27 protein-coding genes are annotated in these 24,183 nt (G+C 33.8%); 18 read left to right on the plus strand and 9 right to left on the minus strand.

All coding sequences use genetic code 11. The annotated features are described in order from the left end of the window. Positions 1-9: 9 nt before the first annotated feature. On the minus strand, positions 10-996 hold the full coding sequence (locus ACGK9U_RS13790) for a PorV/PorQ family protein (RefSeq protein ID WP_394467011.1): 987 nt from the start codon (positions 994-996) through the stop codon (positions 10-12). Positions 997-1,195: 199 nt separating this feature from the next. Between ACGK9U_RS13790 and ACGK9U_RS13795 the strand changes: the two genes are divergently transcribed. The 4 genes from ACGK9U_RS13795 to ACGK9U_RS13810 all read left to right on the plus strand — a co-directional run bounded on the left by ACGK9U_RS13795 (position 1,196) and on the right by ACGK9U_RS13810 (position 5,947). Continuing rightward, a complete protein-coding gene (locus tag ACGK9U_RS13795) occupies positions 1,196-1,954 on the plus strand; it encodes a CDP-alcohol phosphatidyltransferase family protein (protein ID WP_394466972.1) in 759 nt (252 codons plus the stop codon). A gap of 14 nt (positions 1,955-1,968) precedes the next feature. Beyond that, complete coding sequence (locus ACGK9U_RS13800; RefSeq protein WP_394466974.1) at positions 1,969-2,835, plus strand: DUF808 domain-containing protein; 867 nt, start codon at positions 1,969-1,971, stop codon at positions 2,833-2,835. A 1,051-nt stretch (positions 2,836-3,886) separates the two neighbouring features. Next, entirely contained in the window at positions 3,887-5,470 is a 1,584-nt protein-coding gene (locus ACGK9U_RS13805; protein WP_394466976.1) for a PQQ-dependent sugar dehydrogenase, read from the plus strand. A gap of 165 nt (positions 5,471-5,635) precedes the next feature. Beyond that, positions 5,636-5,947 (plus strand): GIY-YIG nuclease family protein, encoded by a 312-nt coding sequence (locus tag ACGK9U_RS13810; RefSeq protein ID WP_394466977.1) that lies wholly within the window; start codon positions 5,636-5,638, stop codon positions 5,945-5,947. 426 nt (positions 5,948-6,373) lie between these two features. Here ACGK9U_RS13810 and lptB read toward each other — a convergent pair whose 3' ends face one another. The 4 genes from lptB to ACGK9U_RS13830 all read right to left on the minus strand — a co-directional run bounded on the left by lptB (position 6,374) and on the right by ACGK9U_RS13830 (position 9,274). After that, positions 6,374-7,114, minus strand: coding sequence for an LPS export ABC transporter ATP-binding protein (gene lptB / locus ACGK9U_RS13815; protein ID WP_394466978.1), 741 nt, complete (start codon positions 7,112-7,114; stop codon positions 6,374-6,376). Between the two features lie 75 nt (positions 7,115-7,189). Next, the gene (locus ACGK9U_RS13820) at positions 7,190-7,534 is read right to left on the minus strand and encodes a carboxymuconolactone decarboxylase family protein (RefSeq protein ID WP_394466980.1); all 345 of its coding nucleotides are present in this window, start codon (positions 7,532-7,534) and stop codon (positions 7,190-7,192) included. After that, positions 7,527-8,327: a twin-arginine translocase subunit TatC gene (tatC, locus tag ACGK9U_RS13825; protein ID WP_394466981.1), complete on the minus strand. Its 801-nt coding sequence runs from the start codon at positions 8,325-8,327 to the stop codon at positions 7,527-7,529. Before tatC ends, ACGK9U_RS13820 begins: the two co-directional genes overlap by 8 nt. A 29-nt stretch (positions 8,328-8,356) precedes the next feature. After that, a complete protein-coding gene (locus ACGK9U_RS13830; RefSeq protein ID WP_394467012.1) occupies positions 8,357-9,274 on the minus strand; it encodes an SIS domain-containing protein in 918 nt (305 codons plus the stop codon). A gap of 251 nt (positions 9,275-9,525) precedes the next feature. On the opposite strand from ACGK9U_RS13830, the gene ACGK9U_RS13835 reads away from it, so the two are divergent. From ACGK9U_RS13835 to ACGK9U_RS13855, 5 genes are all read left to right on the plus strand, one after another. After that, a complete protein-coding gene (locus ACGK9U_RS13835) occupies positions 9,526-11,730 on the plus strand; it encodes a RecQ family ATP-dependent DNA helicase (protein ID WP_394466983.1) in 2,205 nt (734 codons plus the stop codon). A 245-nt stretch (positions 11,731-11,975) separates the two neighbouring features. Then, positions 11,976-12,908 carry a peptidylprolyl isomerase gene (locus tag ACGK9U_RS13840; protein WP_394466985.1) on the plus strand — a complete coding sequence of 311 codons (933 nt, stop codon included), beginning with the start codon at positions 11,976-11,978 and terminating at the stop codon, positions 12,906-12,908. Between the two features lie 146 nt (positions 12,909-13,054). Beyond that, positions 13,055-13,477 carry a hypothetical protein gene (locus ACGK9U_RS13845; protein WP_394466987.1) on the plus strand — a complete coding sequence of 141 codons (423 nt, stop codon included), beginning with the start codon at positions 13,055-13,057 and terminating at the stop codon, positions 13,475-13,477. Between the two features lie 21 nt (positions 13,478-13,498). Next, entirely contained in the window at positions 13,499-14,044 is a 546-nt protein-coding gene (locus ACGK9U_RS13850; protein ID WP_394466989.1) for a YfiT family bacillithiol transferase, read from the plus strand. A gap of 10 nt (positions 14,045-14,054) precedes the next feature. Next, positions 14,055-14,537: a GNAT family N-acetyltransferase gene (locus ACGK9U_RS13855; RefSeq protein WP_394466990.1), complete on the plus strand. Its 483-nt coding sequence runs from the start codon at positions 14,055-14,057 to the stop codon at positions 14,535-14,537. Between the two features lie 14 nt (positions 14,538-14,551). On the opposite strand, the gene ACGK9U_RS13860 is transcribed toward ACGK9U_RS13855, so the two are convergent. Next, complete coding sequence (locus tag ACGK9U_RS13860; RefSeq protein ID WP_394466992.1) at positions 14,552-15,109, minus strand: thioredoxin family protein; 558 nt, start codon at positions 15,107-15,109, stop codon at positions 14,552-14,554. Positions 15,110-15,156: 47 nt separating this feature from the next. On the opposite strand from ACGK9U_RS13860, the gene ACGK9U_RS13865 reads away from it, so the two are divergent. Beyond that, entirely contained in the window at positions 15,157-15,492 is a 336-nt protein-coding gene (locus tag ACGK9U_RS13865) for a tRNA-binding protein (RefSeq protein WP_394466993.1), read from the plus strand. A gap of 41 nt (positions 15,493-15,533) precedes the next feature. Here ACGK9U_RS13865 and ACGK9U_RS13870 read toward each other — a convergent pair whose 3' ends face one another. Together ACGK9U_RS13870 and ACGK9U_RS13875 are read right to left on the minus strand one after the other, a co-directional pair. Beyond that, positions 15,534-15,923: a PUR family DNA/RNA-binding protein gene (locus ACGK9U_RS13870; RefSeq protein ID WP_394466994.1), complete on the minus strand. Its 390-nt coding sequence runs from the start codon at positions 15,921-15,923 to the stop codon at positions 15,534-15,536. 143 nt (positions 15,924-16,066) lie between these two features. Continuing rightward, complete coding sequence (locus ACGK9U_RS13875) at positions 16,067-17,830, minus strand: ABC transporter ATP-binding protein (protein WP_394466995.1); 1,764 nt, start codon at positions 17,828-17,830, stop codon at positions 16,067-16,069. Between the two features lie 213 nt (positions 17,831-18,043). On the opposite strand from ACGK9U_RS13875, the gene nusB reads away from it, so the two are divergent. From nusB to proB, 8 genes are all read left to right on the plus strand, one after another. After that, a complete protein-coding gene (nusB, locus tag ACGK9U_RS13880) occupies positions 18,044-18,988 on the plus strand; it encodes a transcription antitermination factor NusB (protein ID WP_394466997.1) in 945 nt (314 codons plus the stop codon). Positions 18,989-19,068: 80 nt separating this feature from the next. Continuing rightward, positions 19,069-19,530 carry a DUF1573 domain-containing protein gene (locus ACGK9U_RS13885; RefSeq protein ID WP_394466998.1) on the plus strand — a complete coding sequence of 154 codons (462 nt, stop codon included), beginning with the start codon at positions 19,069-19,071 and terminating at the stop codon, positions 19,528-19,530. 50 nt (positions 19,531-19,580) lie between these two features. Then, positions 19,581-19,862, plus strand: a complete 282-nt coding sequence (gene yajC, locus ACGK9U_RS13890) for a preprotein translocase subunit YajC (protein WP_394467000.1) — start codon at positions 19,581-19,583, stop codon at positions 19,860-19,862. Between the two features lie 163 nt (positions 19,863-20,025). Beyond that, positions 20,026-20,481 (plus strand): hypothetical protein, encoded by a 456-nt coding sequence (locus tag ACGK9U_RS13895; protein ID WP_394467001.1) that lies wholly within the window; start codon positions 20,026-20,028, stop codon positions 20,479-20,481. Between the two features lie 356 nt (positions 20,482-20,837). Further along, positions 20,838-21,278 carry a GNAT family N-acetyltransferase gene (locus ACGK9U_RS13900; protein WP_394467003.1) on the plus strand — a complete coding sequence of 147 codons (441 nt, stop codon included), beginning with the start codon at positions 20,838-20,840 and terminating at the stop codon, positions 21,276-21,278. Between the two features lie 36 nt (positions 21,279-21,314). Continuing rightward, the gene (locus ACGK9U_RS13905; protein ID WP_394467004.1) at positions 21,315-21,506 is read left to right on the plus strand and encodes a hypothetical protein; all 192 of its coding nucleotides are present in this window, start codon (positions 21,315-21,317) and stop codon (positions 21,504-21,506) included. A gap of 42 nt (positions 21,507-21,548) precedes the next feature. Continuing rightward, entirely contained in the window at positions 21,549-22,355 is an 807-nt protein-coding gene (proC, locus tag ACGK9U_RS13910; RefSeq protein WP_394467005.1) for a pyrroline-5-carboxylate reductase, read from the plus strand. A 5-nt stretch (positions 22,356-22,360) separates the two neighbouring features. Beyond that, positions 22,361-23,131: a glutamate 5-kinase gene (gene proB / locus ACGK9U_RS13915; protein ID WP_394467006.1), complete on the plus strand. Its 771-nt coding sequence runs from the start codon at positions 22,361-22,363 to the stop codon at positions 23,129-23,131. Positions 23,132-23,216: 85 nt separating this feature from the next. Here proB and ACGK9U_RS13920 read toward each other — a convergent pair whose 3' ends face one another. Then, entirely contained in the window at positions 23,217-24,017 is an 801-nt protein-coding gene (locus tag ACGK9U_RS13920; protein ID WP_394467007.1) for a hypothetical protein, read from the minus strand. Between the last annotated feature and the right edge of the window lie 166 nt (positions 24,018-24,183).

The raw sequence follows: 24,183 nt of genomic DNA on the forward strand, positions 1-24,183 counted from the left end.
TAAATAGAATTACCTAAAGAAACTAAAATCGAGTTTTAACGAAAATACATTGGAATATAAAGCCACACTTTGGTCGCCAATATCGGTAAATGCATAATCTACTTGAATGCCGTTGTATTTAAAGCCGACACCAAAAGTTGGTTGAAAACTCAATTGCGTACTGTTGTCTATTTGCAGTTCATTTTGAAAATTACCAACGCCCGCACGTAAATAAACCATATCAACATATCCGAATTCAAAACCTAATGCAGGGTTGATACTGGCAAAAGATGAAGAGAAAATATCGTTGTTTTCTTCAAAGCGCACATTCAAGTTGGCAGCAGCTAAAAGGGTATAATCGTAATGGAAATCGAATAGTTTAGAAACCCCAATTTGTAGTTTAGGAATGGTTATTTCGGTAGTTTCGGGCAGTTCTTGGTTTTGTCCTTCAACAGCATCCTGAACTTTTTTAAATTCGTCCTCATTAATAGCCCACGCATTAAAAGTGGTGGTAATATCGCGTGCCATCACACCAAATTTCCAATCATTTTCGGTTTCAAACTGAACACCAGCATCAAAACCAAAACCCCAAGAGGATGCAAAATCGCCAATAACACGGCGGATTACTTTCGCGTTCACACCATAATTAAGCCCTCTAACGGGAAGTGCACGTGCATAGGAAAAGGTGAGTCCGTAATCGGCCGTAGAGAAGAGGCTGATTCTATCGTAATTGATATTGCCTTGTTCGTCAATAAGCTGGGTGGTGTTTAAAATATCGTCAACTGCAAAGCGAATTAATGAAATACCAATAACGCTTCTATCGTCTAAAGGTTTTGCAAACGCCACGTAATCGTAATTGGCTATATTGGCAAAGTAGCTGGAATGCATTAAGGCCAATTGGTTGTCTTCCAATTTCAATAAACCGGCAGGATTCCAATAGCCTGAATTTACATCGGATGTGTTTGCCGTTACGGCACTACTCATGCCCAAAGCAGCAGCATCTACACCTATATTCATAAACTCGTTGGAATACTTCCGAACGGTTTGACTAAATACCGATGCCGTTATTACACAGAATAATGCAGTAATGTAAGATCTCAATCGCAATTTTTTTACAAAGATGCACATAATTTATAAACCTATAAACTTGAAATTATAATAGATATTGCTTTAGACGAAAATTGTTTGCTATTTTTACAAGATTAAAATACCAATTATGAATAAATATATTCCGAATGCCTTAACACTTTTGAACCTTTTCTGTGGATGTATTGCTGTTATTTTTGCTGTGAACAATCATTTTGTGGCTGCCGCTTTATTTGTGTTTCTAGGAATATTTTTCGATTTTTTTGATGGGTTTGCCGCTAGAAAACTGAATGTGCAAAGCGAATTAGGGGTTCAGTTAGACTCGTTGGCAGATATGGTAACCAGTGGGGTGGTGCCTGGAATTATTATGTATAAGTTGTTGGCATTGACATTGGGTTCAAATGAAGCTTTTACAGCTAGCTCTGAATGGAGTGAAACAATGTACTGGACTTCTTTTAAAATATCACCATTGCCATTGTTAGGTTTATGTATCACATTAGCTTCAGCTTACCGTTTGGCAAAATTTAATATAGATGAAGACCAGCAAACTTATTTTAAAGGCTTGCCAACGCCCGCAAATACGCTATTGATTGTTTCGTTGCCTTTAATTTTGGAATTTCAGCATAGCGATTTAATAAATTCAATTATTGTAAATAAATGGTTTTTAATAGCGCTTACAGCGCTAAGTTGTTATCTTTTAAATTCAAGTATCAAATTATTCGCATTAAAATTTAAAGATTGGGGTTTTAAAGCCAATGCTACCCGATACATTTTTATTATACTTTGTGTTATTTTATTAATTGTATTGCAATTTGCTGCCATTCCACTTATTATATTGCTTTACATTAGCATGTCTGTTTTAGATAATGTAGCTTCCAAATTAAAATAACTTACAATTATACAATGGCTTCAGGATTTTTTGCCCTATTAGATGATATTGCTGCACTTATGGATGATGTTGTGGTAATGAGTAAAATTACAACTAAAAAAACAGCAGGTATTTTAGGAGACGATTTAGCGGTGAATGCCGAAAAAGCTACGGGTTTTGTATCGTCAAGAGAGTTGCCAGTTTTATGGGCCATTACTAAAGGTTCGTTTTTAAACAAGCTTATTATTTTACCCATTGCTTTTTTGCTGAGTTACTATTTACCTTGGGCGGTAACCGTTATTTTAGTATTAGGAGGCGTTTATTTAGCGTATGAAGGTGTTGAGAAAATAATGGAATATTTTATACCTCATAACCATGAAGTAGAAAAAATTGAAGTGGTAAACCCATCAGAAGAAGATGTTTTATTGGTTGAGAAAAAGAAGATTAAATCGGCTGTTGTTACCGATTTTATTTTATCGGTTGAAATTGTAATTATAGCACTTGGCTCCGTTATTGACCAACCTTTGCTCACGCAAATATTAGTCGTTTCCATAGTTGCTATCATTGCGACTATTGGTGTTTACGGCATCGTAGCCCTCATAGTAAGAATGGACGATTTAGGTTTCAGACTTATTAAAAAAAGTGACAACGGTGAAGGTTTTTTAGCCAATATTGGAAACCTTTTGGTTAAAGCTTTGCCCTTGGTTATAAAAAGTTTGTCGGTAATAGGTACTATAGCACTTATTTTAGTGGCTGGTGGTATATTTAACCACAATATTGAGTTTCTTCATCACTTTTTGGAAGTCATTCCAAGTTTCATAAAAGATTTTATTGTTGGCATATTAGTTGGGTTTCTAGCGTTTTTACTCATAAAAATATTTCAAGTTATTAGAAATAAATAATATATCCCGTTGGGAGTAATTCGGAAGGTTTATTATAAAACAGTTACTCTTTGCGACATATAAACTGACTAGTTCCGAAATATCAGTCTGAGGTTGTAGAAGTCTTCGTAAAGTAGCACTTCGACAAGCTCAGTGTGACAGGGGTTCTCGATACAAAGCCCTATGTTCCTTGGGTTTCACTTGGACTTCGACAGGCTCAGTCTGACAGGGGGTAGACCCTGAAATACTGAAACAAGTTCAGCACAAGCAAGTTCAGGGTGACAAGTCCGTAAGTGTAAGGGTAACAGGGAGTTTTATGTTTTGTATGGGGATTTCACTTCGACAAGCTCAGTGTGACAGGGTTCTCGATACAAAACCCTATGTTCCTTGGGTTTCACTCGGACTTCGACAGGCTCAGTCTGACAGGGGGTAGTTAAAGAGTTGTGAAATGAATAAGTTTGTCAAGCTGAGCTTGTCGAAGCTGTTTGAAGTAGTTTAGGGCAAGGGGTAGACCCTGAAATACTGAAACAAGTTCAGCACAAGCAAGTTCAGGGTGACAAGTCTTTAAGTGTAAGGGTGACAGGGTTCTCGATACAAATTTATTCCGTTGGCACTGCATAAATTCACTCGAACTGACGGATTTGTTGTTTATTTGTTGAGTTTTTGAGTTGGATGAGATTCCGAAATAAATTCGGAATGACAATACATAATTGCTTTGTCATGTTGTCCCGATAGCTATCGGGATGGTTTCAGCATCTAAGTTGAGTTGGATGAGACCCTTCGACAGGCTCAGGGTGACAAGTCCTAACAAAGTTTAGCATAGGCGAGTTCAGGGTGACAAGTCCGTAAGTGTAAGGGTAACAGGGAGTTTTATGTTTTGTATGGGGTTTGCACTTCGACAAGCTCAGTGTGACATGGCATATTTATTAAAAGGAAAATAATTACACCCAACACGGGTTAATTAAAATTCCAATAAAATTCCAATAAGTATAATTTATACAATATCTTTATGGCCTTGAACTTGAGAGTTTATCACAATTTAATGTAATCGATTAACTGATTGAAAATATATATGAAGAATTTATTGTTTTTTACAGCGTTGTTTTTTTTGAATGTGTGTGTGTCACAAACACCTGTAACTTCGGGAGCAGATTGGGCTGTAACCATCCTAGCGAATAATAGTACATTACTAAACCCAAACACCATTATTTATGGACCCGATGGTTACCTATGGATAACTGAACGCGTTGGAAAAAAGGTTGTTAAAATTAGCCCATCAGGAGGCACGAAAATAGAAATGTTGGATTTGTCTGGTGTTGTATATCAATCTTCTGGTCAAAATGGTTTGATGGGGATGACCGTTCATCCTGATTTATTTGCAGACATCAATACGGCTACAAATAACTATGTGTATCTACTTTACACATACAATAGTTCGGGTACTAAATTTAGAATTGCACGTTATACCTACAATGTTTCTACAGGAAAGCTAAATAGTGGTAGTGCAACAACTATTATTGATGGCATAGAAGCTAGCAACGACCATAATTCTGGTAAAATTGTTATGGGGCCAGACTTAAAATTGTATTGGACCATAGGCGAATTTGCCAATAATAGAGGTAGCAAGGCTTGTTTTGAAATTAGATCACAATATTTGCCAACAAGCCCTTCGGATTATTCCGATTATAAAGGTAAAATGTTACGATTAAATTTAGATGGTAGCATCCCTTCTGATAATCCAATGCTAGATGGCGTTGTAAGTCATGTTTTTAGTTATGGCCATAGAAATGCTCAAGGTTTGGTGTTTGGCTCCAATGGAAAATTATATTCATCGGAACATGGTGATAAAACCGATGACGAAATAAATATTATAGAATCAGGCAAAAACTATGGTTGGCCATTGATTTCTGGATATAATGATGATAAAGGTTATGCTTATTGCAATTGGTCTAGTTACCCTGCAAGTTGTGGTTCTTACAGTAACTTGATAGACAATTGTCCTGGACCTGCCATAGAAGAATCAACATCTGCTGCTTCCATGCCAAATTTTATGCCGCCTATTGGCACACTTAATACCACACCTGATACGGAACCAACAGGCGGGTCTTCTTCGTTGTGGCCAACGGTAGCGCCTTCTAGTATTGCTATTTATGAAGGTGGAAAAATACCAGATTGGGGTGTATCGCTGTTAATTCCAACCTTAAAAGGAAATACCATTTTTAGAACAAAGTTAAATGCCGATGGTTCTGCCTTAGAAGATGGCATGTATGAAGAATTTCATTCGTCTGGTGATCGTTTTAGAGATGTGGCTGTAGATCCAAATGGAATTGCTATTTATACAGTTACAGATGCCGGAGCATTAGTAAAACTTCAATTTGTTGGCACACCACTAAGCAATTCTAAATTTGAATCAATTAGTATGTTATTAGTGCCAAATCCAGCATCTACAGTAGTTAAATTGAGTTTCAATTCTAAATTTAAATCATCTCTAGATGTAGTTATCATTGATTCTTATGGAAGAACCATAAAAGAAATTAAAAAAATACCCAATAATTATTTGATAGATACTTCTAAGTTTTCAAATGGGGTGTACTTTATTTCTGTGTTAGATAATGACAAAAAAGTTTTGACTAAAAAGGTAATTATTCAGCGTTAAGAATATCTTAGGACTTTTTGTTTGTCATTTCTGCGAAGACGGGAATCAACATTAAAGGTGTATTGTTTTAAAACTTTAGAATTAAAATATAACTTTAATAGGTTGATATTTGACTTTGCTTTTGTCATTCCTGCGAAGGCAGGAATCTACTAGATAAATGCGCATATGTATAAAACGATTCATCAATACTACCTTTACATAATTACCAATAAAACGAATGGGACATTGTATATCGGCGTTACGAACGATTTAGAGCGCAGAATGTTTGAACATAAGAATAAATTAATTGAAGGTTTTACCAAACAATATGGATTATATAAATTAGTTTATTTTGAAACCTATCAATACGTGACTGATGCCATTAAAAGAGAAAAGAATATGAAGAAATGGAAACGGCAATGGAAAATTGACTTGATAGAAAAGGATAATCCGAATTGGAAAGATTTGTCTAAAGATTGGACTTTTCTAATCGAGTAGTGGATTAGCTACGCTGAATCTTCGATTTCCTGCCTTCGCAGGAATGACAAAGAAGATGTATAGTGCAATGAAGGTTGATTCAATAAAATGTGATGAAGAAATGGAAACGGCAGTGGAAAATTGACTTAATAGAAAAAGATAATCCGAATTGGAAAGATTTGTCTAAAGATTGGACTTTTCTAATCGAGTAGTGGATTAGCTACGCTGAATCTTCGATTTCCTGCCTTTACTTTGGCTTCGCTCAGTATAAACTTTGGAAAGACAAAACCGATGGTAATTGAGTTCATAAATGATTTATGCTAAAATGAAGGACTCTCTTAAAAGTTGAATAATGTTGCTTAAAATAAAAAATCATTTATAGTTAGATTCCTGCCTTCGCAGGAATGACTAGCTAAAGCAGATAAATATTCAAATGGCGCTTAGTGTCTAATCCCTAATTTTCTTCTTACGAAGCTCAAAATTCTGACCTAAATATACTTTACGTACCATTTCATCATTTGCCAGTTCTTCGGGTTCGCCAGCTTTAAGAATGCTACCTTCAAACATTAAATAAGTTCTATCGGTAATCGCAAGCGTTTCTTGTACGTTGTGGTCGGTAATTAAAATGCCAATATTCTTTTTGGTCAGTTGCGCTACAATACGCTGAATGTCTTCAACAGCAACGGGGTCAACCCCAGCAAAAGGTTCATCTAATAAAATAAACCTTGGGTCGGTTGCCAAAGCACGTGCAATTTCGGTACGTCTACGCTCACCACCGGATAATAAATCGCCTCTACTTTTACGGATATGTCCCAAACCAAACTCTTCAATAAGCGATTCCATTTTATGTTCCTGCTCTTTTTTACTAAGCTTGGTAAGTTGTAAAACGCTTAAAATATTATCTTCAATACTTAATTTTCTAAAAACCGAAGCTTCTTGTGCTAAATAGCCAATACCATTTTGCGCCCGTTTGTACATGGGAAATTTTGTGATTTCGGTATTATCTAAAAAAATATGACCGCTATTGGGTTTAATTAAGCCTACCGTCATGTAGAAAGAGGTTGTTTTTCCAGCGCCATTAGGTCCTAAAAGCCCAACAATTTCACCTTGCTCCACTTGCAAAGACACATCCTTCACCACTTTTCGTCCGCTATAGGACTTCATTAAATTTTGAGCTCTTAAAATCATATTTTTGTATAATGAACGCCAAAAATAGTAAAATCATATACACTTTGATGGCAGATGGATTAAATTATATTTTGTTTAACGCTGTTCTAAGGCGTCCCAAAATTCGTAGGCACGACGTAAATGCGGAATAACAATAGTACCGCCTACCAATGTGGCAATGCTTAACGCTTCAACGACTTCGTCTTTTGTTAAGCCTAATTTATGACTGGTTTCTAAATGGTATTTTACACAATCATCGCAACGTAGCACTGCAGAAGCCACCAAACCTAAAAGTTCTTTGGTTTTTATATCTAAAGCACCTTCTGTATAAGCGTTTGTGTCTAAATTAAAAATACGTTTGATCACTTTATTGTTGTCGGCTAAAATTTTGTCGTTCATTTTAGCACGATACTCATTAAATTCGGTTACGATATCAGGCATGTTTCTTGGCTTTTCGGTTTTGGTTGCGTACTACAATTTTAGCAATAAAAATGCTTACTTCATATAAAATTAAAATAGGAATGGCTACAATTACCTGACTAGCAATATCTGGAGGCGTTATAATTGCCGATAGAACCAAAACAAGAATCAACGCATATTTTCTATATTTTTTAAGGAATTCAGGTGTTACTAAACCAATTTTAGTTAGAAAATAAATGATAATAGGTAATTCGAAAATGATACCTGAAGCTAAAACCGATGAGCGAACCAAGCCTATAAACGAACTAATATCTATTTGATTGTCTACACGTGATGAGATGCTATAATTTGCCAAAAAATTTATGGATAGCGGGCATATGATGTAATAGCCAAATAAAGCTCCCGTAAAGAATAAGAACGATGAAATAAAAATGAAACCACGTGAATGTTTACGTTCGTTTTCGTGCAAACCAGGGCTGATAAATTTCCATAATTGGTAGATAATATATGGAAATGAAATAATAAACCCCGCTAAAATAGCAGTCCAAATATCAGCTGAAAACTGTCCGGCCATGGTTCTGTTTTGTAAAATAAGCGGTATTTTATCGTTACAGAAACTGGTATCTAAACTCATATAGGTAGCCATATCGCACAACCATTTATAAGTTGGGAAACTCATATCCAATGGTGCAAAAATGATATCATCAAAAATAAATCGGCTAAAAATAAATGCTAAAGTACCAACAATAACGATGGCTAATGTTATTTTAATTAAATGCCAACGTAAATCTTCAAGATGGTCTAAAAAAGACATCTCATTTATATTCTTCTTCTTTTTCGCCATTATATAATGCCTTCTTTAATTAAATCGTGTAAGTGAACAACGCCTGCATAATTACCGTTTTCTTCCACCAAAAGCTGAGAAATACCAAAGGCTTCCATCATATCCAAAGCATCAATAGCCATAGCATTAGCATTTATACGCTTTGGGTTTGCGCCCATAATATCTTTAGCGGTTAGGCTCGAAAAATCGTCCACTTTGGTTAACATTCTACGTAAATCACCATCGGTAATAATACCAATAATTTTATCATTTTCAACAACAGCAGTAACTCCAAGCATTTTCTCGGTAATTTCAATAATCACATTTTTTAAGCTGGTAGAAGCACTAACTTTTGGTTTTTGGTTAACATTGGAAATATCTTGAACGCGCAAGTATAGTTTTTTTCCTAAAGCGCCACCAGGGTGGTATTTTGCAAAGTCGGTACTTGAAAAACCACGTAGCTCCAATAAACATACGGCAAGCGCATCGCCAATAACCAATTGCGCTGTGGTACTGGTGGTAGGAGCCAGGTTATTTGGACATGCTTCTTTTTCAACAAAGGCATTTAAGATATAATCGGCATGTTGTCCTAAAAACGAATCTATATTACTGGTTATAGCAATCATTTTATTTTTTGTTCTTTTAATAAGAGGGATAAGTACTTTTATCTCGGGTGTGTTTCCGCTTTTTGAGATGCATATTACGACATCATCGTCAAGAATAAGCCCTAAATCGCCGTGAATAGCATCGGCAGCATGCATAAAAATAGATGGTGTTCCAGTAGAATTTAAAGTAGCTACTATTTTACTGGCTATAATGGCACTTTTTCCAATTCCGGTTATAATAACACGACCTTTAGACTTGTAAATTAGGTTTACGGCATCGGCAAAATCATCATTTACTAAATTTGAAAGGTTTAAAATGGCTTTACTTTCCATTTCAATGGTTTGCTTTGCAATATTGATAATTGAACTTTTACTATTCAAAATTTATTGTTTTTTTAGTTGATGCTTTTAAAGAAATTGTTATCTTTAAATGTGAATGGAAATTAATTTTATTGTAATTTCGATTTTCGTTACAAAACTAACGAAAAAATCACGAGGGTTCTCTTATACACTTTAAAATAATCAAATGGGTTTTGAATATTTTTTGTGTTTTTTTAATGATTAAATAAATTTCAATATTATTCATGTTAATAGCAAAAAGTGACTTGCAATCTGCACTAAAAAAATATTTTGGGTTTGGTAAATTCAAGGGACTGCAAGAAGATGTTGTAGAAAGTATACTATCAGGAAATAATACATTTGTTATCATGCCAACAGGCGGTGGTAAATCGCTCTGTTATCAACTTCCCGCATTAATGCAAGAAGGCACTGCCATTGTGGTATCGCCTTTAATTGCTTTAATGAAAAACCAGGTAGATGCCATTAGAGGTGTTTCGAATGAAGAAGGAATTGCACATGTTTTAAATTCTTCATTGAATAAAACCGAAATTAAACGTGTAAAGGAAGATATTGTAAATGGGGTTACCAAATTGCTTTATGTGGCACCAGAATCGCTTACCAAAGAGGAAAATGTAGAGTTTTTACGTTCTGTAAAAGTGTCGTTCATGGCTATTGATGAGGCCCACTGTATTAGTGAATGGGGTCACGATTTTAGACCCGAATACCGAAATTTAAAGCATATAATTGGTCGTATAGGAGATAATATCCCTATTATAGGCTTAACGGCTACGGCAACGCCAAAAGTACAGGAAGATATTATAAAAAACTTAGGCATCAGCGGTGCAAAAACATTTAAAGCTTCGTTTAACAGGCCTAATTTGTATTATGAAGTACGCCCAAAAACCAAAAATGTTGATGCCGATATTATTCGTTTTATAAAACAAAACAGTGGTAAATCTGGTATTGTTTACTGTTTAAGTAGAAAGCGTGTTGAAGAATTGGCACAGGTTTTACAAGTAAACGGTATTAAAGCAGTGCCATACCATGCGGGGTTAGACGCCAAATCTAGGTCTAATTACCAAGACCAATTCCTTATGGAAGATGTGGATGTGGTGGTGGCTACCATTGCATTTGGTATGGGCATCGATAAACCCGATGTGCGTTTTGTAATCCATCATGATATTCCAAAAAGCATCGAAAGTTATTATCAAGAAACGGGTAGGGCAGGACGTGATGGAGGCGAAGGCCATTGTTTAGCCTATTATGCGTATAAAGACATTGAAAAGTTAGAGAAATTCATGTCAGGCAAACCTGTTGCTGAACAAGAAATTGGGCAAGCTTTATTGCAAGAAGTTGTGGCATTTGCTGAGACTTCTATATCGCGCAGAAAATTCATTTTACACTATTTTGGTGAAGAGTTTGATAATGAAACTGGAGAAGGTGGTGATATGGATGATAACGTAAGGCATCCTAAAAAGAAGCACGAAGCCCAAGACGATGTAAAATTACTTCTAGAAACTATTGATAAAACCAACGAAAAATATAAGTCAAAGGATTTAGTACATGTTATTACCGGTAAAGAAAATGCATTAATAAATTCACATAAAACCAATGAGCAAGCGTTCTTTGGAAAAGGTAAAGACAAAGACAAAAAGTATTGGATGGCGTTATTGCGCCAAGTTTTAGTAGCTGGTTTGCTTAAAAAGGATATAGAAACTTACGGCGTTATTAAATTGGTTGATGCTGGCAGGGACTTTATAAAAAATCCAACATCATTTATGATGACCGAAGACCACATTTTTGATGGCGAACAAGAAGATGGTAGCATTGTAACAGCAGCAAAAAGCGAAGGTGCAGTAGCCGATGAGTTGTTAATGAACTTATTGAAAGATTTGCGTAAAAAGAATGCCAAAAAATTAGGTGTGCCACCGTTTGTGATTTTTCAAGACCCATCGCTTGAAGATATGGCGTTAAAATACCCAATAACCATGGCGGAACTTGCTAATGTTCATGGAGTTGGCGATGGTAAAGCAAAAAAATACGGCAAAGATTTTATTCAACTTATAGAACAGTATGTTGAAGAGCATGATATTATTCGACCTGACGATTTGGTTGTAAAATCTACCGGAAGCAATTCTGCCAACAAACTCTACATCATTCAAAACATTGATAGAAAACTGCCGTTAGATGATATTGCTTCTTCAAAAGGCATGACTATGGAAGAATTTATCAAAGAAATGGAAGCCATTGTATATTCTGGCACCAAATTGAATATCAATTATTGGATAGATGAAATTTTAGATGAAGACCAGCAAGAAGAAATCCATGACTACTTTATGGAATCTAAAACCGACAGTATCGAAACCGCTATAAAAGAATTTGATGGCGATTATGAAGATGAAGAACTTCGTTTGTACAGAATAAAGTTTATAAGTGAAGTAGCTAATTAGAGTTTCAGAGTTTCAAAGATTCAAAGAAGCAGAGCATCAAAGCTTCAAAGAAGTAGAGTTTCAAAGTCGCAAAAGCATAAAAGTATTTAAAGTTCCAAAGTTTAAATGTATTTACATAAAACTTTGGAGTTTAGTAACTTTGAAGCTTTGTCACTTTGTAGCTTTCAACTCCTAAAAAATCATAATTCGTAAATTGTTATTCGTAAATCATTCCTATCTTTGCATTTTTAAATAAAATTAGAACCATGCAAGACGGATTATACGCAAAATTCAATACAACTAAAGGAGACATATTAGTTGCTTTAGAATTCAAAAAAACACCAGGAACAGTTGGTAACTTCGTAGCTTTAGCCGAAGGAAACTTAGAAAACAAAGTAAAACCTCAAGGAACCCCTTACTATAACGGTTTAAAATTTCATAGAGTAATTCCAGATTTCATGATACAAGGAGGCTGTCCGCAAGGTTCAGGTTCTGGAGATCCAGGTTATAAATTTGATGATGAATTCCACCCAGATTTAAAGCACGATGCCCCTGGTATTTTATCTATGGCAAATGCAGGACCAGGAACTAACGGAAGCCAGTTTTTTATAACCCATGTTGAAACGCCATGGTTAGATAACAACCATACCGTGTTTGGTAAAGTGGTTGAAGGACAAAATGTGGTTGATGCTATTGCACAAGGTGATAAAATTGAAACTTTAGAAATTGTAAGAGTTGGTGCTGAAGCCGAGGCTTATAATGCGGTTGAAGCTTTTAGAACCTTTGAAGGTTCTAGGGCAAAAAGAATAGAAGAAGCTAAAAAAGCTGCTGAAGCCGAATTGGATAAATTAGCTACAGGTTTTAAAAAGACAGAAAGTGGTTTGCGTTACCAAATTATTCAAGAAGGTAAAGGTGCAAAAGCTGAAAAAGGTAAAAATGTATCGGTGCATTACAAAGGACAATTATCTGATGGAACTGTTTTTGATTCTTCATACAAACGCAACCAACCCATCGATTTTCCTGTAGGAGTTGGTCAAGTTATTTCAGGTTGGGATGAAGGTATTCAATTGTTGAAAGTTGGTGACAAAGCTCGTTTTGTAATTCCTAGCCATTTAGGTTATGGAAGCAGAGGTGCAGGAGGCGTTATACCACCAGATGCTACCTTAATTTTTGATGTTGAATTGATGAACGTTAAATAAGCTAACAGTATTTAACAAAATATAAGATTAAAGGGCATCTATTTTTAGGTGCCTTTTTTATTTGTGTCATTTTCTGTATGACCTTATTTAACATGGGTTAATCGAATATTTTTCAGTAAGAAATAATATAAATTTAATTTTGCACAGTGGAAAGTATTAAAGAAACAGATTTATACAGTGAAGTTCTTAAAGAGCTCAACTATCCTTTTGGGAATGTATTTATTTTTGATGGCTACGTTGTTTCCGAAATTAATAGAGGCGTTATCCTAAATTGGGAGGACCACGCTAAAGTAATTACCGAAGATATTTCATGTTTTTTAGGAACGGATGGCAGCGATTTAATTTACATATCCCATAGAATTAATTCATATTCGGTAATTCCATATGATTGGTTGAAGTTTTTTAAGAACAACTATCAGTTAAAAGGTTATTTTATAGTTTCAGAAAATAAGCTTAGAATCTTAAATTCGTTGGTTGAAAGTCTGTTTTTTAATAGTCAAATCAAATGCTTTAACAATCTTCACACAGCCATTAATTCTATAAAAACAGGAGTGATTGAAATTGCATAGCAATTTTCTATCTTTGTTTTTATGACCGAGCAAGAACTACAAAAACTTAAATACCCAATTGGGACGTTTGATTGCCCCAGCAATATTACTTCTGAAATTATTGAAAGCTGGATATCTATATTAGAGCATTTTCCAAACCGTTTGGAAAATCTTATTAAGAATTTATCTGATGAGCAATTAAACACCCCTTACAGACCAGATGGTTGGACGGTTAGGCAAGTTATTCACCATTTACCCGACAGTCATTTACATAGTTATGTGCGTTTTAAGTGGACATTAACTGAAGATAAACCAGTAATAAAGCCTTATTTTGAAGACCGTTGGGCAGAATTGTTCGACTATGAAGCAGCGCCTATTCAAACGTCTTTACTACATCTAAGGGTGATTCATGAGAAGCTTGTTTATTTAATTAAAGGATTATCAGAGGATGAATTGAATAAAAGTTTTATTCACCCTGAAATGCAAAGCGAAGTTGTTCTAAAAAAGAATATAGGTATTTATGCATGGCATAGCAACCACCATTACGCACATATCGAGAATTTAATGAAACGAAATAACTGGATTTAGAAAGAAAGTTATGATTAGACCAGTAACTATTGAAGATGCCCAACAACTTGTGGACATTTATAATTATTATGTGATTAATTCTATTGTAACTTTAGATTTAGTGCCGTTTTCAAAAGTAGATTTTGAAGTTAAAATAGAAGAAATAGCAGCTAAGTTTCCATTTATTGTTTATGAAGTAGCTAACGATATAGTGGGTTATGCTTATGCCAATACCTTTCGAACAAAACCTGCTTACAAAAACACGGTGGAGCTTACCGTGTATATAAAACATGCTGAATTAGGTAAACAACTTGGTAAAAAATTATATTCAGAATTGTTACTTCAACTAAAAGATAGACATTTTCATGTGGTTATTGGCGGATTAACATTGCCAAATGATGCTAGTGTAAAGCTTCATGAAAATTTTGGGTTTGAAAAGGTAGCCCACTTTAAAGAAGTAGGTTATAAATTTGAAAAATGGCACGACGTGGGTTTTTGGCAATTAACTTTGTAAAGGTAATAAAAACACTATTTTTTCCATTTAATGCTACAGCCAATACTCGGTTTTTGTACGGCTGTATTTTCTATATTTTCAATTAAGCAGTCTAAGGCATTTCTTAAATATTTTCCTGTAACGGGCAATCCATTTCCTGGTCTGGAGTTATCTAATTGTCCACGATAGGCTAATTTTAAATTTTCGTCAAACACATAAAAATCGGGGGTACATGCCGCATCATAGGTTTTAGCTACTTCTTGACTTTCGTCATACAAGTAAGGAAACGGGTAGCTTTCTTTTTTAGCATGTAGTTTCATATTGTTTGGACCATCTTGAGGATATTTTAGAGCATCGTTGCTAGAAATGGCAACAAAACCAATGCCTTTTTTAGTATAGGCATTTGCAATAGAAACTATTTCATTATTAACATGAATTACAAAAGGGCAGTGGTTGCAAATAAACATAACAACAGTGCCTTTTTCTCCTTTTATAGCATCTAAGTTTATGGAGCTATCGCTAATAGTATCAGGTAGCTCAAAAAAAGGAGCAGAGGTTCCTAAAGGCAACATATTTGAAGGTGTATTGGCCATAATAAAAAGTTTTATTCAAAGTTCGGTATTATTTCTATTTTTGAAAAATGAATGATATAATAACTTTTGAAGATTTTTCTAAAACCGATCTTCGCGTGGGAACTATTATTGAAGTAAACGATTTTCCTGAAGCACGAAACCCTGCCTACCAATTAACGATTGATTTTGGCGATTTGGGTATTAAAAAAACCTCGGCACAAATTACAACACTTTATAAAAAGGAAGACTTGCTACAAAAACAAATTGTAGCTGTTGTTAATTTTCCTAAAAAACAAATTGGTAAGTTTTTGAGCGAATGTTTGGTGTTGGGTGCGGTAAGCGGTAAAGATGTGATTCTTTTAAACCCCGAATACAAAGTAAAAAACGGTAGTGTTGTTAGCTAAAAAAAACCGTTGCTTTTTGGGCAACGGTTCTTTTTATTTGATTAAATATCGTCAAAATCGATATCGGTAAAACTTTCAGTTGAAGAATGTAATTCACCATTTTCACTTGGTGCATTTTCATTATCATATTCTTTTTTGAAATCTTTTTGATGACGCTCGCTTATAACTTCATCGCCTTTTTCATCAATAATATAATCGGTCATTTCAGATAGAATATCTTTAAACTCGTTAAAGTCTTCTTTGTAAATGTATATTTTATGTTTTTTGTAGTGAAAAGAACCATCATCGTTAGTGAACTTTTTACTTTCTGTAATCGTCAGATAATAATCATCTGCTTTCGTAGATCTAACATCAAAAAAATATGTGCGTCTTCCTGCTCTTAATACTTTAGAAAAAATCTCCTCTTTCTCCATCATGTCATTGTTGTTCATAGTTGTATAGAAATTTATTAAATGATCAATTTATACCAAAAATCTAAAAAAAACCGATACTAACCAACATTTTATGATATTTCTTTTTAAAGTATCGTTTTTTGTTGCATTTTATGCAAGCTACTTATTTGTAAACAAAGGTTTTAGTCTTTATTTGAAGAAGTTTCGCTTAACTGTTTAAGGTAAAGGTGTTGGTAATAACCATCTACGTTTATTAGTGTATCGTGCGTACCTTCTTGAACAATTTTACCATTATCCAATACAATAATTTTATGGGCATTTTTAGCCGAAGATACACGATGGCTCACAATAATGGAGGTTTTTCCTTTAGTGATGCGCATCAGGTTTTTAAGTATTTTTTCTTCGGTTTCAGTATCTACGGCCGATAAACAATCATCAAACAATAAAATTTCTGGCGATTTTATAATGGCACGAGCAATCGAAACCCGTTGTTTTTGTCCGCCAGAAAGGGTGATACCACGTTCGCCTAAAATGGTATCGTATCCATTATTAAATTTGATAATGTTTTTATGTACCTGGGCATTTTTGGCGGCTTCAATAACTTCGTCGTCGGTTGCATCTTGGTTTCCGAATTTTATATTATTCTTTATAGTATCTGAAAACAAAAAGGCATCTTGAGGTACATACCCAATACTGTTTCTTAAATCGGTTAAGTTGTGCTCTTTTATAGGAATACCGTTTATTGATATAGAGCCATTATCGATATCGTACAAACGACCAATTAAGTCTAAAACAGTCGATTTTCCAGACCCCGTTTTTCCTAAAATAGCTAAAGTTTCACCTTCTTTAATATTGAAACTAATACCGTTTAAGGCTTGAATATTGGTGTCATCATATTTAAAACTTACGTTATTGAAAACAATATCGCCAGTGATTTTTGTGTGAGAGTCAACAGTATTTACTATTTCGGGTTCTAATTTTAAAAATTCATTGATTCTTTTTTGGGATGCTTCAGCTTGCTGTACAATAGATGTTACCCAACCTACCGTTGCTACAGGCCATGTAAGCATGTTTACATAAATAATAAATTCGGCAATGGTTCCTAAGCTTTCAATTTCTCCATTAATGTACTGCATACCGCCTACATAAATAACGAGGAGATTACTAGCACCAATAAGCAAAATCATCATGGGAAAAAACCAAGCCTGCACTTTGGCTAAATTGATTTGTTTCTGTTTGCTTTCCGCAGCAAGTTCATTAAAATTAAAGGAAGTTTGAGGTTCTATACCATAAGCTTTTATGACTGAAATACCACTAAACGATTCTTGCGTAAATGCCGAAAGTTTCGATAAAAACTGTTGTACAATAGTGCTTCTGGTATGTATTTCTTTGCTTAATTTGTATATTACAATAGATAACAAAGGTAATGGCAATACGGTGTATAAAGCCAATTTCGGCGCTTCATTAAACATGTAAATAAGCGCAATAATGAAAAGCGTAATGGTATTGATGCTATACATAATGGCAGGACCTGCATACATGCGTACATTACCAACATCTTCACTAATACGGTTCATTAAATCGCCTGTTCTATTCTTTTTATAGAAATTCAAAGAGAGCTTTTGGTATTGGTTGTAAATTTCATTTTTTAAATCGAATTCCACATAACGCGATACATTTATAATATATTGACGCATAAAAAAAGTGAATACAGCAGCTATGAAAGCGGCACCAACAATGTAGATGATAACTTCGGTTAATTCTGCTTTTACAGTCTGTTCAGAAACGCCACCTTTTAAATATTTTTCAATTACCACAAAAATTTCCCGTACATAACGTGGTGTAAACAGTAGAAAAATTCTAGCTATTATAGTAATTGCAGTACCTATTAAAAGTTGTTTTTTGTATTTTAAAAAGTATTTGTTTAAGTGCTGTAATTCTTTCATTTAAAGATGTAATGGATATAAAGAAATAGTTAGCAAATATAAAGTTTTAAAAGTAGAAATAACTTTATTGGCTATTTAGTAATTGTTAAAAATAATATAAAGGCTTTAGTGAATAATAAAACAGAAAATATGAAGTAACTTTTCAAAATAGTATTATTTTTGCAGCTCGAAACTACAAAATTTTCGTTTTATAAATTTAAGTTCATTGTAATTATGCTAAACAGAAGACATATCCGTGTAAAAGTAATGCAAACCATGTATGCCTTTAAAGGTGGAGAAAGTGACGATTTTAGTAAAGACCAAAAATTTTTACTGTTTAGTATAGACAATATGTACAACCTGTACTTACTGCTCCTTTCGTTATTGTTAGAAGTTCAAAAAAGGGCTGAAGACGATTTACAAAAGAAACAAAAGAAACATTTAGCTACCAAAGAGGATAAAGATCCTAATAGAAAGTTTGTAAACAACCAATTGCTTAAACTGCTATCTGATAATTTTCAGTTGAAAAACCAGTTGGAAATACACAACATCAATAATTGGGAACTTGATGGCGAATATGTTGATGTTATTTTTAAAGCCATTACTTCTAGCGATTTGTATCAAGAATACATGAAAACCAAAGTGTCCGATTTTAAAGAAGACAAAGATTTTATTGTAGATATTTTCAAAGATATTATTGCGCCAAACGATAAGCTTTATGATTATTTAGAAGATAAAAATTTAACATGGTTGGATGATTTACCAACGGTAAATACCACCATTTTAAAATTACTGAGAAATGCCAAAACCACATCGGCAGAAGGTTATTTTACACCGAAACTTTATAAAGATGCGGACGATAAGCAGTATGCCATCGATTTATTTAGAAAAACACTTTTAAACCGAAGCACATTAAATAAAGAAATAGAACAAAAAACACAAAATTGGGATGCCGATCGTATTGCTAATGTAGATTATGTATTACTTCAATTGGCCATTTGCGAATTAAAAAACTTTCCATCCATTCCGGTAAAGGTTACTATTAATGAGTATTTAGAAATAGCCAAAGAATATTCTACCCCAAAAAGCAGCATTTTCATCAATGGTATTTTAGATAAGTTGGTAAAAGAGTATGAAGACGGAGGAACACTTAAAAAAGTAGGTCGCGGATTGCTGTAAAATTGTGTTAAGAAGCTATTAAAAATTTTTAATAGATTAAATAATTCCTATTTTTACTGCTTTAACAAAAAAGCTTAATAATGAAAAAATTAATATTAGGATTAACGGCACTTAGTTTAGTAGCTTTCACATCTTGTAAAGAGGATGCTTCTAAAAAAATTGAAGAGGCTAATGTAACCGCAGCAGCTGAGAGAGATGCCAACGCTTCTAAATTTCCAGTGTTAGTGTTTGAAGAAACTGAACATGATTTTGGTGAAATAGAAAAAAACCAAGCTGTTGAAACTGTTTTTACATATAAAAACACAGGAAATGCTCCTTTAGTTATAACAGAAATAAAAAGTTCTTGCGGATGTACAGTTCCTGAAGATTGGAGCAAAGAACCTTTGGAACCAGGAAAATCGGGTAAATTTACAGTTAAATATAACGGAAGTGGTGCTAATAAAATAACAAAAACCATTACCGTTACAGCTAATACAGAAAAAGGATCTGAGATTGTTAAAATATCTGCCTTTGTAAAAGACCCTAGTACAGTTGCTAATTAATTTCGCTGTAAAAACAGCACACTAAATAACTAACAAATAACTAAAAAACAATGGAAGGAATCGGTCAATTTTTACCGTTTATACTCATGTTTGTGGTTGTGTATTTCTTTATGATTGCACCACAAATGAAGCGCGCTAAAAAAGAAAAGAAATTTAATGCTGAATTAAAAAAAGGCGATAAAATTATTACCAAAAGTGGTTTACACGGTAAAATTTTAGAACTTAACGATAAAGATCAAACATGTATTATAGAAACCATGTCTGGAAAAGTTAAGTTTGAACGTTCTGCTATTTCTATGGAATTAAGCGCTAAAGCAAGTACACAAGCATAAAACTAATTTAGTTTTAACTATACAAAGCTCCCTAATTTAGGGAGCTTTTTTTTTTGTTTTATAAAATTTTTCAAGAGAGCAGGTAGGGTAAATTGTTTTAAAGGTGTCTTAATATTGAAAAGTTTACTTTATGCATATTATTAATAATTTAAAATATAGAATTATGAAATCAATAAAATTTATAGCATTGTTTTTAGTAACAACTACTTTTTATACTGCAAATGCCCAAGAAGTAAAAGCATCTTCAGAAACTAAAATAGATAGTAAGTCATATTACGAACAACGAGCTATGGAAGACGCCAAATACGAACAACAGTTTGTGGCTAAATCAAAAAAAGAAGAAGATGCTTTTTGGGAAGAGCAAAAAGCCTATGAAGCCCAACTTAAAAAAAGAGATAGAAAAGCTTATAAAGCTTATATGAAAGGCAAAAAAGAGGCTTATGCAAGCCATTACAACCATTGTGATGCGCATTGCCATCATAGCGATTACTATTATCACAACGCCTCATTTTATTATTATAGATACGATGATTATTATTACCGCCGTTATCCGCAACGAAGAGCAGTTAACACCAGTGTAAACGTTCGTACACCAAGAGTTAGTTTAGGTTTATTTTAGCACATAGTTTTTTGATTTTAAAGCTCCCTTTTGGGGAGCTTTTTTGTTTCAGTATAAAGCCTTATCATTATCTTAACAAGGGTAATTTGCTATTGGCGGTCTATTTTCGTAAATTTGCAGCATGATTAAAAGACTTCATGAAAGGCAAAACTGTAGAATATTCAACTTTAACTTTTTAGTTTTTAGGAACCAATCCGATAAATTTATACCTCCTAGCACTTCAAAATAAGAAGTTCTATCTTTAGATAGTCACTTTTTTATCACCTGTATTTATTTAAACACTTAAAAAACAAGTGTTTATCTCCTAATTAGTTACATCTATTATTGGTTTAGGTGTGATTAAAATAATTACGCTAATGACTATAAAAACCTATGATGCCTTTTCGAGGCTATCAATTAATGACATAAATCGCATCACTAATTTTTTATTTGAGTACTCTGGCGAAGCTAGAGATACCAAAAGTGCTATTAGAAAATCAGTTTTGTATGCAGCAAAAGAAATACCAGGATTGGGTGGTTATGTGTTTGTAGTGGAATATCAGAACGATATAATAGGGGCAACCGTGGTAAACCGAACGGGAATGAACGAATATATACCCGAAAACATATTGGTTTACATAGCTGTAAAAAAGGAATTTAGAGAAAAAGGTATTGCCAAAGCGTTAATCAATCATACCATAAAATATTGCGATGGCGATATTTCAACACACATACATAAAGATAATCCTGTAATTAAATTATTTGAAAAACAGGGTTTTAAACCAAGAAACATAGAAATGAGACTGGTTAGAAATTAATCAATCATTCAGTACAAATCATTAAATAAAATACACATGAAAATTTTATATATAAAAAGAGAAACAAAATACGAAAAGCGTCATAGTTTGAAAATGGGCGAATTAACCACAAAAGTTACTTACATTAAAAAGTATCTACTTGGAATGCCCGTTAAAACCCTTCATAAATATAGAGAAACTTATTATGGAGAGGTGAAAGACTGTAATGATTGCATGCTATTCGTTTAATAAATTTTTAATAAGAAACACTAAACACTAAATAAAAATTACATGAAAGTACTAGTAATAGGAGCAGGTAACATGGGGCTTACTTATGCCGAGGGCATGTCGAAATCAAGACTGTTAAAGAAAAAAAACATTATGGTTTTAGATAAATCTGAAGAAAAACTTGAGGAGCTAAACCAAATATCACATTTTGATGCTTTTAGCGAGTTGAAAGATTGCGTTCCCGAAGCAGATATCATCTTTGTAGCCGTAAAACCATACCATGCCGAAAGTGTATTTAAAGCCATAAAAACGCTGGTTCAGCCACAACAAATTATAGTATCCATTATGGCAGGTGTTTCCATTGGTTCTATAAAAGAATTAACCGGATTGAAAAAAATAGTTAGGGCAATGCCTAATTTACCGGCACAAATAGGCAAAGGTTTGACTTCGTATGTAACATCGGAGGAAATTTCTAGAATTGAAATGCTAACCGTAGAAAGTTTGTTAGATACCACTGGAAAATCCATGCGTGTATCAAACGAAAACTTTATAGATGCCTCTACAGGCATTTCTGGTAGTGGACCCGCTTACGTATTCTATTTTATGCAAAGCATGATGGAAGCAGCCTTACAAATGGGCTTTTCCAAAAACGATTCTACGGTGTTGGTAAGCCAAACTTTTACAGGCGCTGTTGAACTTTTTAACCAATCCAACTTATCACCTAATTCGTGGATGGAAAAAGTAGCTTCAAAAGGAGGAACAACGCGTGCAGCATTAGATTCTATGCAAGATAATAATGTGGGCGAATTGATAAAAGAAGCCGCATTTGCAGCTTTTAATCGCGCAGTTGAATTAGGTAAAGAATATTAAAAATAATGTATAAAGAAAGAATAGTTATAAAAGTTGGTACGAATGTGATGACCAACAAAGACAATAGAATTGTTAGGCCTGTTTTGAGTAATTTGGTAAAACAAATTGCAGAACTTTATGAGCGCGATATTATTTGCGTACTCGTATCATCTGGTTCAGTTATTGCAGGAAGAGAAGTTTTGGGGAAATCTAAAATTAAAGATAAAACACAACGTCGCCAAGTGTATTCTGCCATTGGGCAACCACGTATGATGCGTTTGTATTACAATATTTTCCACGATTTTGGTATGAAATGTGCCCAAGTACTTCCTACTAAGCGCGATTTTAGCCCAGGTATACACAGGCAGAACATGATTAATTGTTGCGAGGGTTTATTGTCTGAAGGTGTTATTCCTATTGCGAATGAAGATGATGCGGTATCGGTTACCATGTCTATGTTTTCCGATAATGATGAGTTGGCAAGTTTAATTGCACAGCTTATTAATGCCGATAAACTTATTATTTTAACAGATATTGATGGACTTTATACGGGCCACCCTGATGCTGAAAGTAGTGATTTAATAACAAATGTAAATCCTAATGAAAATTTAGATAAATACATTAAAGACAGTAATAAAGGTGAAGCTGAAGGTCGTGGCGGCATGGGTTCCAAATTAGATTATGCGCAACAAGCAGCGGCAAATAATATTCCCACGTATATTGTAAACGGAAAAACCGATAATGTAATTATTGATATTATAGATGGAAAACCGGTTGGTACTAAAGTATCGATGTAAGTTAACACGCTTTATTTATAGTGAATTAAAAAGACTGTTTATTTAAATAAACAGTCTTTTTTTTAAGTTTAATCTTTTTGATAGGCTAATTTAAAAGAATTAGTTTGGAAGACAAGTTTCCGTCATTTGTTTCAACTTTTACAATGCCATATTTTGTTTGATTTGAATATAAAGGCACTTTAATATGGTTGGAGTTTACATGACTTAATGAGAATATTTTTTGTCCAGATAAATTATATATTTGAATATTATTAATTGTGAAATTATTGTTTGTGTCTATATGTAATTCCTTTGTACTATGTAAATAACTAATGTTTGTATCTTCTAAAGTGATTTCATCTGTAGCAAGTGATTTAGCAAATATTGAAGATGCGTCACTATTGTTTTTAAAGACCAAATAGAAGCGATCTAAATAATCCCCTTTATCTATAGTATCTGTATAATTTGAATTATTGATTTGTGTATAAGTATTTAAATGAGAATCATAAATAAACAAATCAATCGGCGTATCAAAATTTTCTAATGCATCAAGGGATATTTCAACTTGACCATCATTAGACATAAACATATTCAAAGGATATTGTTTTGAGTCATCAAAAGCGCCAACACCCTGAGTGGTACATCGCAAATCTCCAATCATCCAGTTTAAATCATATGGGTAGGCATCCCTGTTTATAGCATCATATCCGTAATCATAATTATCACTAGCAGCGTTATCCTTTGTAAAAGCTAATAATAAATGTCTTACATAGCCATCAGGCATCGTAAAATCGATTCTTACTCTTTGAATATTGCTGCTTGTTGTTTGAGCTTTTAATCCACTTGCAAAACTACTTGTTGTAGTACACAAAAGACATAATAAGTAGAAGTATATTCTTGTTGCCATTAATTTGGGGTATTATGAGCATTCAGTTATTTTCTACTTCAAATATATAATAAAAATCTTTTAAACACCAAATTAATCGATGAAATACATTATATTTATTAAATACGGCTAAAAAACCTACAAAAATAAAGGTTGTAAATTAAAAAAGGCTGTCTTTTATTTTAGA

The organism is Mariniflexile sp. HNIBRBA6329, assembly GCF_043558645.1.
Lineage (GTDB): Bacteria > Bacteroidota > Bacteroidia > Flavobacteriales > Flavobacteriaceae > Mariniflexile.

Coding starts and splice junctions, on each gene's coding strand:
- ACGK9U_RS13790 (WP_394467011.1), bottom strand. CDS start 996: ATGAATATAGGTGTAGATGCTGCTGCTTTGGGCATGAGTAGTGCCGTA.
- ACGK9U_RS13795 (WP_394466972.1), top strand. CDS start 1,196: ATGAATAAATATATTCCGAATGCCTTAACACTTTTGAACCTTTTCTGT.
- ACGK9U_RS13800 (WP_394466974.1), top strand. CDS start 1,969: ATGGCTTCAGGATTTTTTGCCCTATTAGATGATATTGCTGCACTTATG.
- ACGK9U_RS13805 (WP_394466976.1), top strand. CDS start 3,887: ATGAAGAATTTATTGTTTTTTACAGCGTTGTTTTTTTTGAATGTGTGT.
- ACGK9U_RS13810 (WP_394466977.1), top strand. CDS start 5,636: ATGTATAAAACGATTCATCAATACTACCTTTACATAATTACCAATAAA.
- lptB (WP_394466978.1), bottom strand. CDS start 7,114: ATGATTTTAAGAGCTCAAAATTTAATGAAGTCCTATAGCGGACGAAAA.
- ACGK9U_RS13820 (WP_394466980.1), bottom strand. CDS start 7,534: ATGCCTGATATCGTAACCGAATTTAATGAGTATCGTGCTAAAATGAAC.
- tatC (WP_394466981.1), bottom strand. CDS start 8,327: ATGTCTTTTTTAGACCATCTTGAAGATTTACGTTGGCATTTAATTAAA.
- ACGK9U_RS13830 (WP_394467012.1), bottom strand. CDS start 9,274: ATGGAAAGTAAAGCCATTTTAAACCTTTCAAATTTAGTAAATGATGAT.
- ACGK9U_RS13835 (WP_394466983.1), top strand. CDS start 9,526: ATGTTAATAGCAAAAAGTGACTTGCAATCTGCACTAAAAAAATATTTT.
- ACGK9U_RS13840 (WP_394466985.1), top strand. CDS start 11,976: ATGCAAGACGGATTATACGCAAAATTCAATACAACTAAAGGAGACATA.
- ACGK9U_RS13850 (WP_394466989.1), top strand. CDS start 13,499: ATGACCGAGCAAGAACTACAAAAACTTAAATACCCAATTGGGACGTTT.
- ACGK9U_RS13855 (WP_394466990.1), top strand. CDS start 14,055: ATGATTAGACCAGTAACTATTGAAGATGCCCAACAACTTGTGGACATT.
- ACGK9U_RS13860 (WP_394466992.1), bottom strand. CDS start 15,109: ATGGCCAATACACCTTCAAATATGTTGCCTTTAGGAACCTCTGCTCCT.
- ACGK9U_RS13865 (WP_394466993.1), top strand. CDS start 15,157: ATGAATGATATAATAACTTTTGAAGATTTTTCTAAAACCGATCTTCGC.
- ACGK9U_RS13870 (WP_394466994.1), bottom strand. CDS start 15,923: ATGAACAACAATGACATGATGGAGAAAGAGGAGATTTTTTCTAAAGTA.
- ACGK9U_RS13875 (WP_394466995.1), bottom strand. CDS start 17,830: ATGAAAGAATTACAGCACTTAAACAAATACTTTTTAAAATACAAAAAA.
- nusB (WP_394466997.1), top strand. CDS start 18,044: ATGCTAAACAGAAGACATATCCGTGTAAAAGTAATGCAAACCATGTAT.
- ACGK9U_RS13885 (WP_394466998.1), top strand. CDS start 19,069: ATGAAAAAATTAATATTAGGATTAACGGCACTTAGTTTAGTAGCTTTC.
- yajC (WP_394467000.1), top strand. CDS start 19,581: ATGGAAGGAATCGGTCAATTTTTACCGTTTATACTCATGTTTGTGGTT.
- ACGK9U_RS13895 (WP_394467001.1), top strand. CDS start 20,026: ATGAAATCAATAAAATTTATAGCATTGTTTTTAGTAACAACTACTTTT.
- ACGK9U_RS13900 (WP_394467003.1), top strand. CDS start 20,838: ATGACTATAAAAACCTATGATGCCTTTTCGAGGCTATCAATTAATGAC.
- ACGK9U_RS13905 (WP_394467004.1), top strand. CDS start 21,315: ATGAAAATTTTATATATAAAAAGAGAAACAAAATACGAAAAGCGTCAT.
- proC (WP_394467005.1), top strand. CDS start 21,549: ATGAAAGTACTAGTAATAGGAGCAGGTAACATGGGGCTTACTTATGCC.
- proB (WP_394467006.1), top strand. CDS start 22,361: ATGTATAAAGAAAGAATAGTTATAAAAGTTGGTACGAATGTGATGACC.
- ACGK9U_RS13920 (WP_394467007.1), bottom strand. CDS start 24,017: ATGGCAACAAGAATATACTTCTACTTATTATGTCTTTTGTGTACTACA.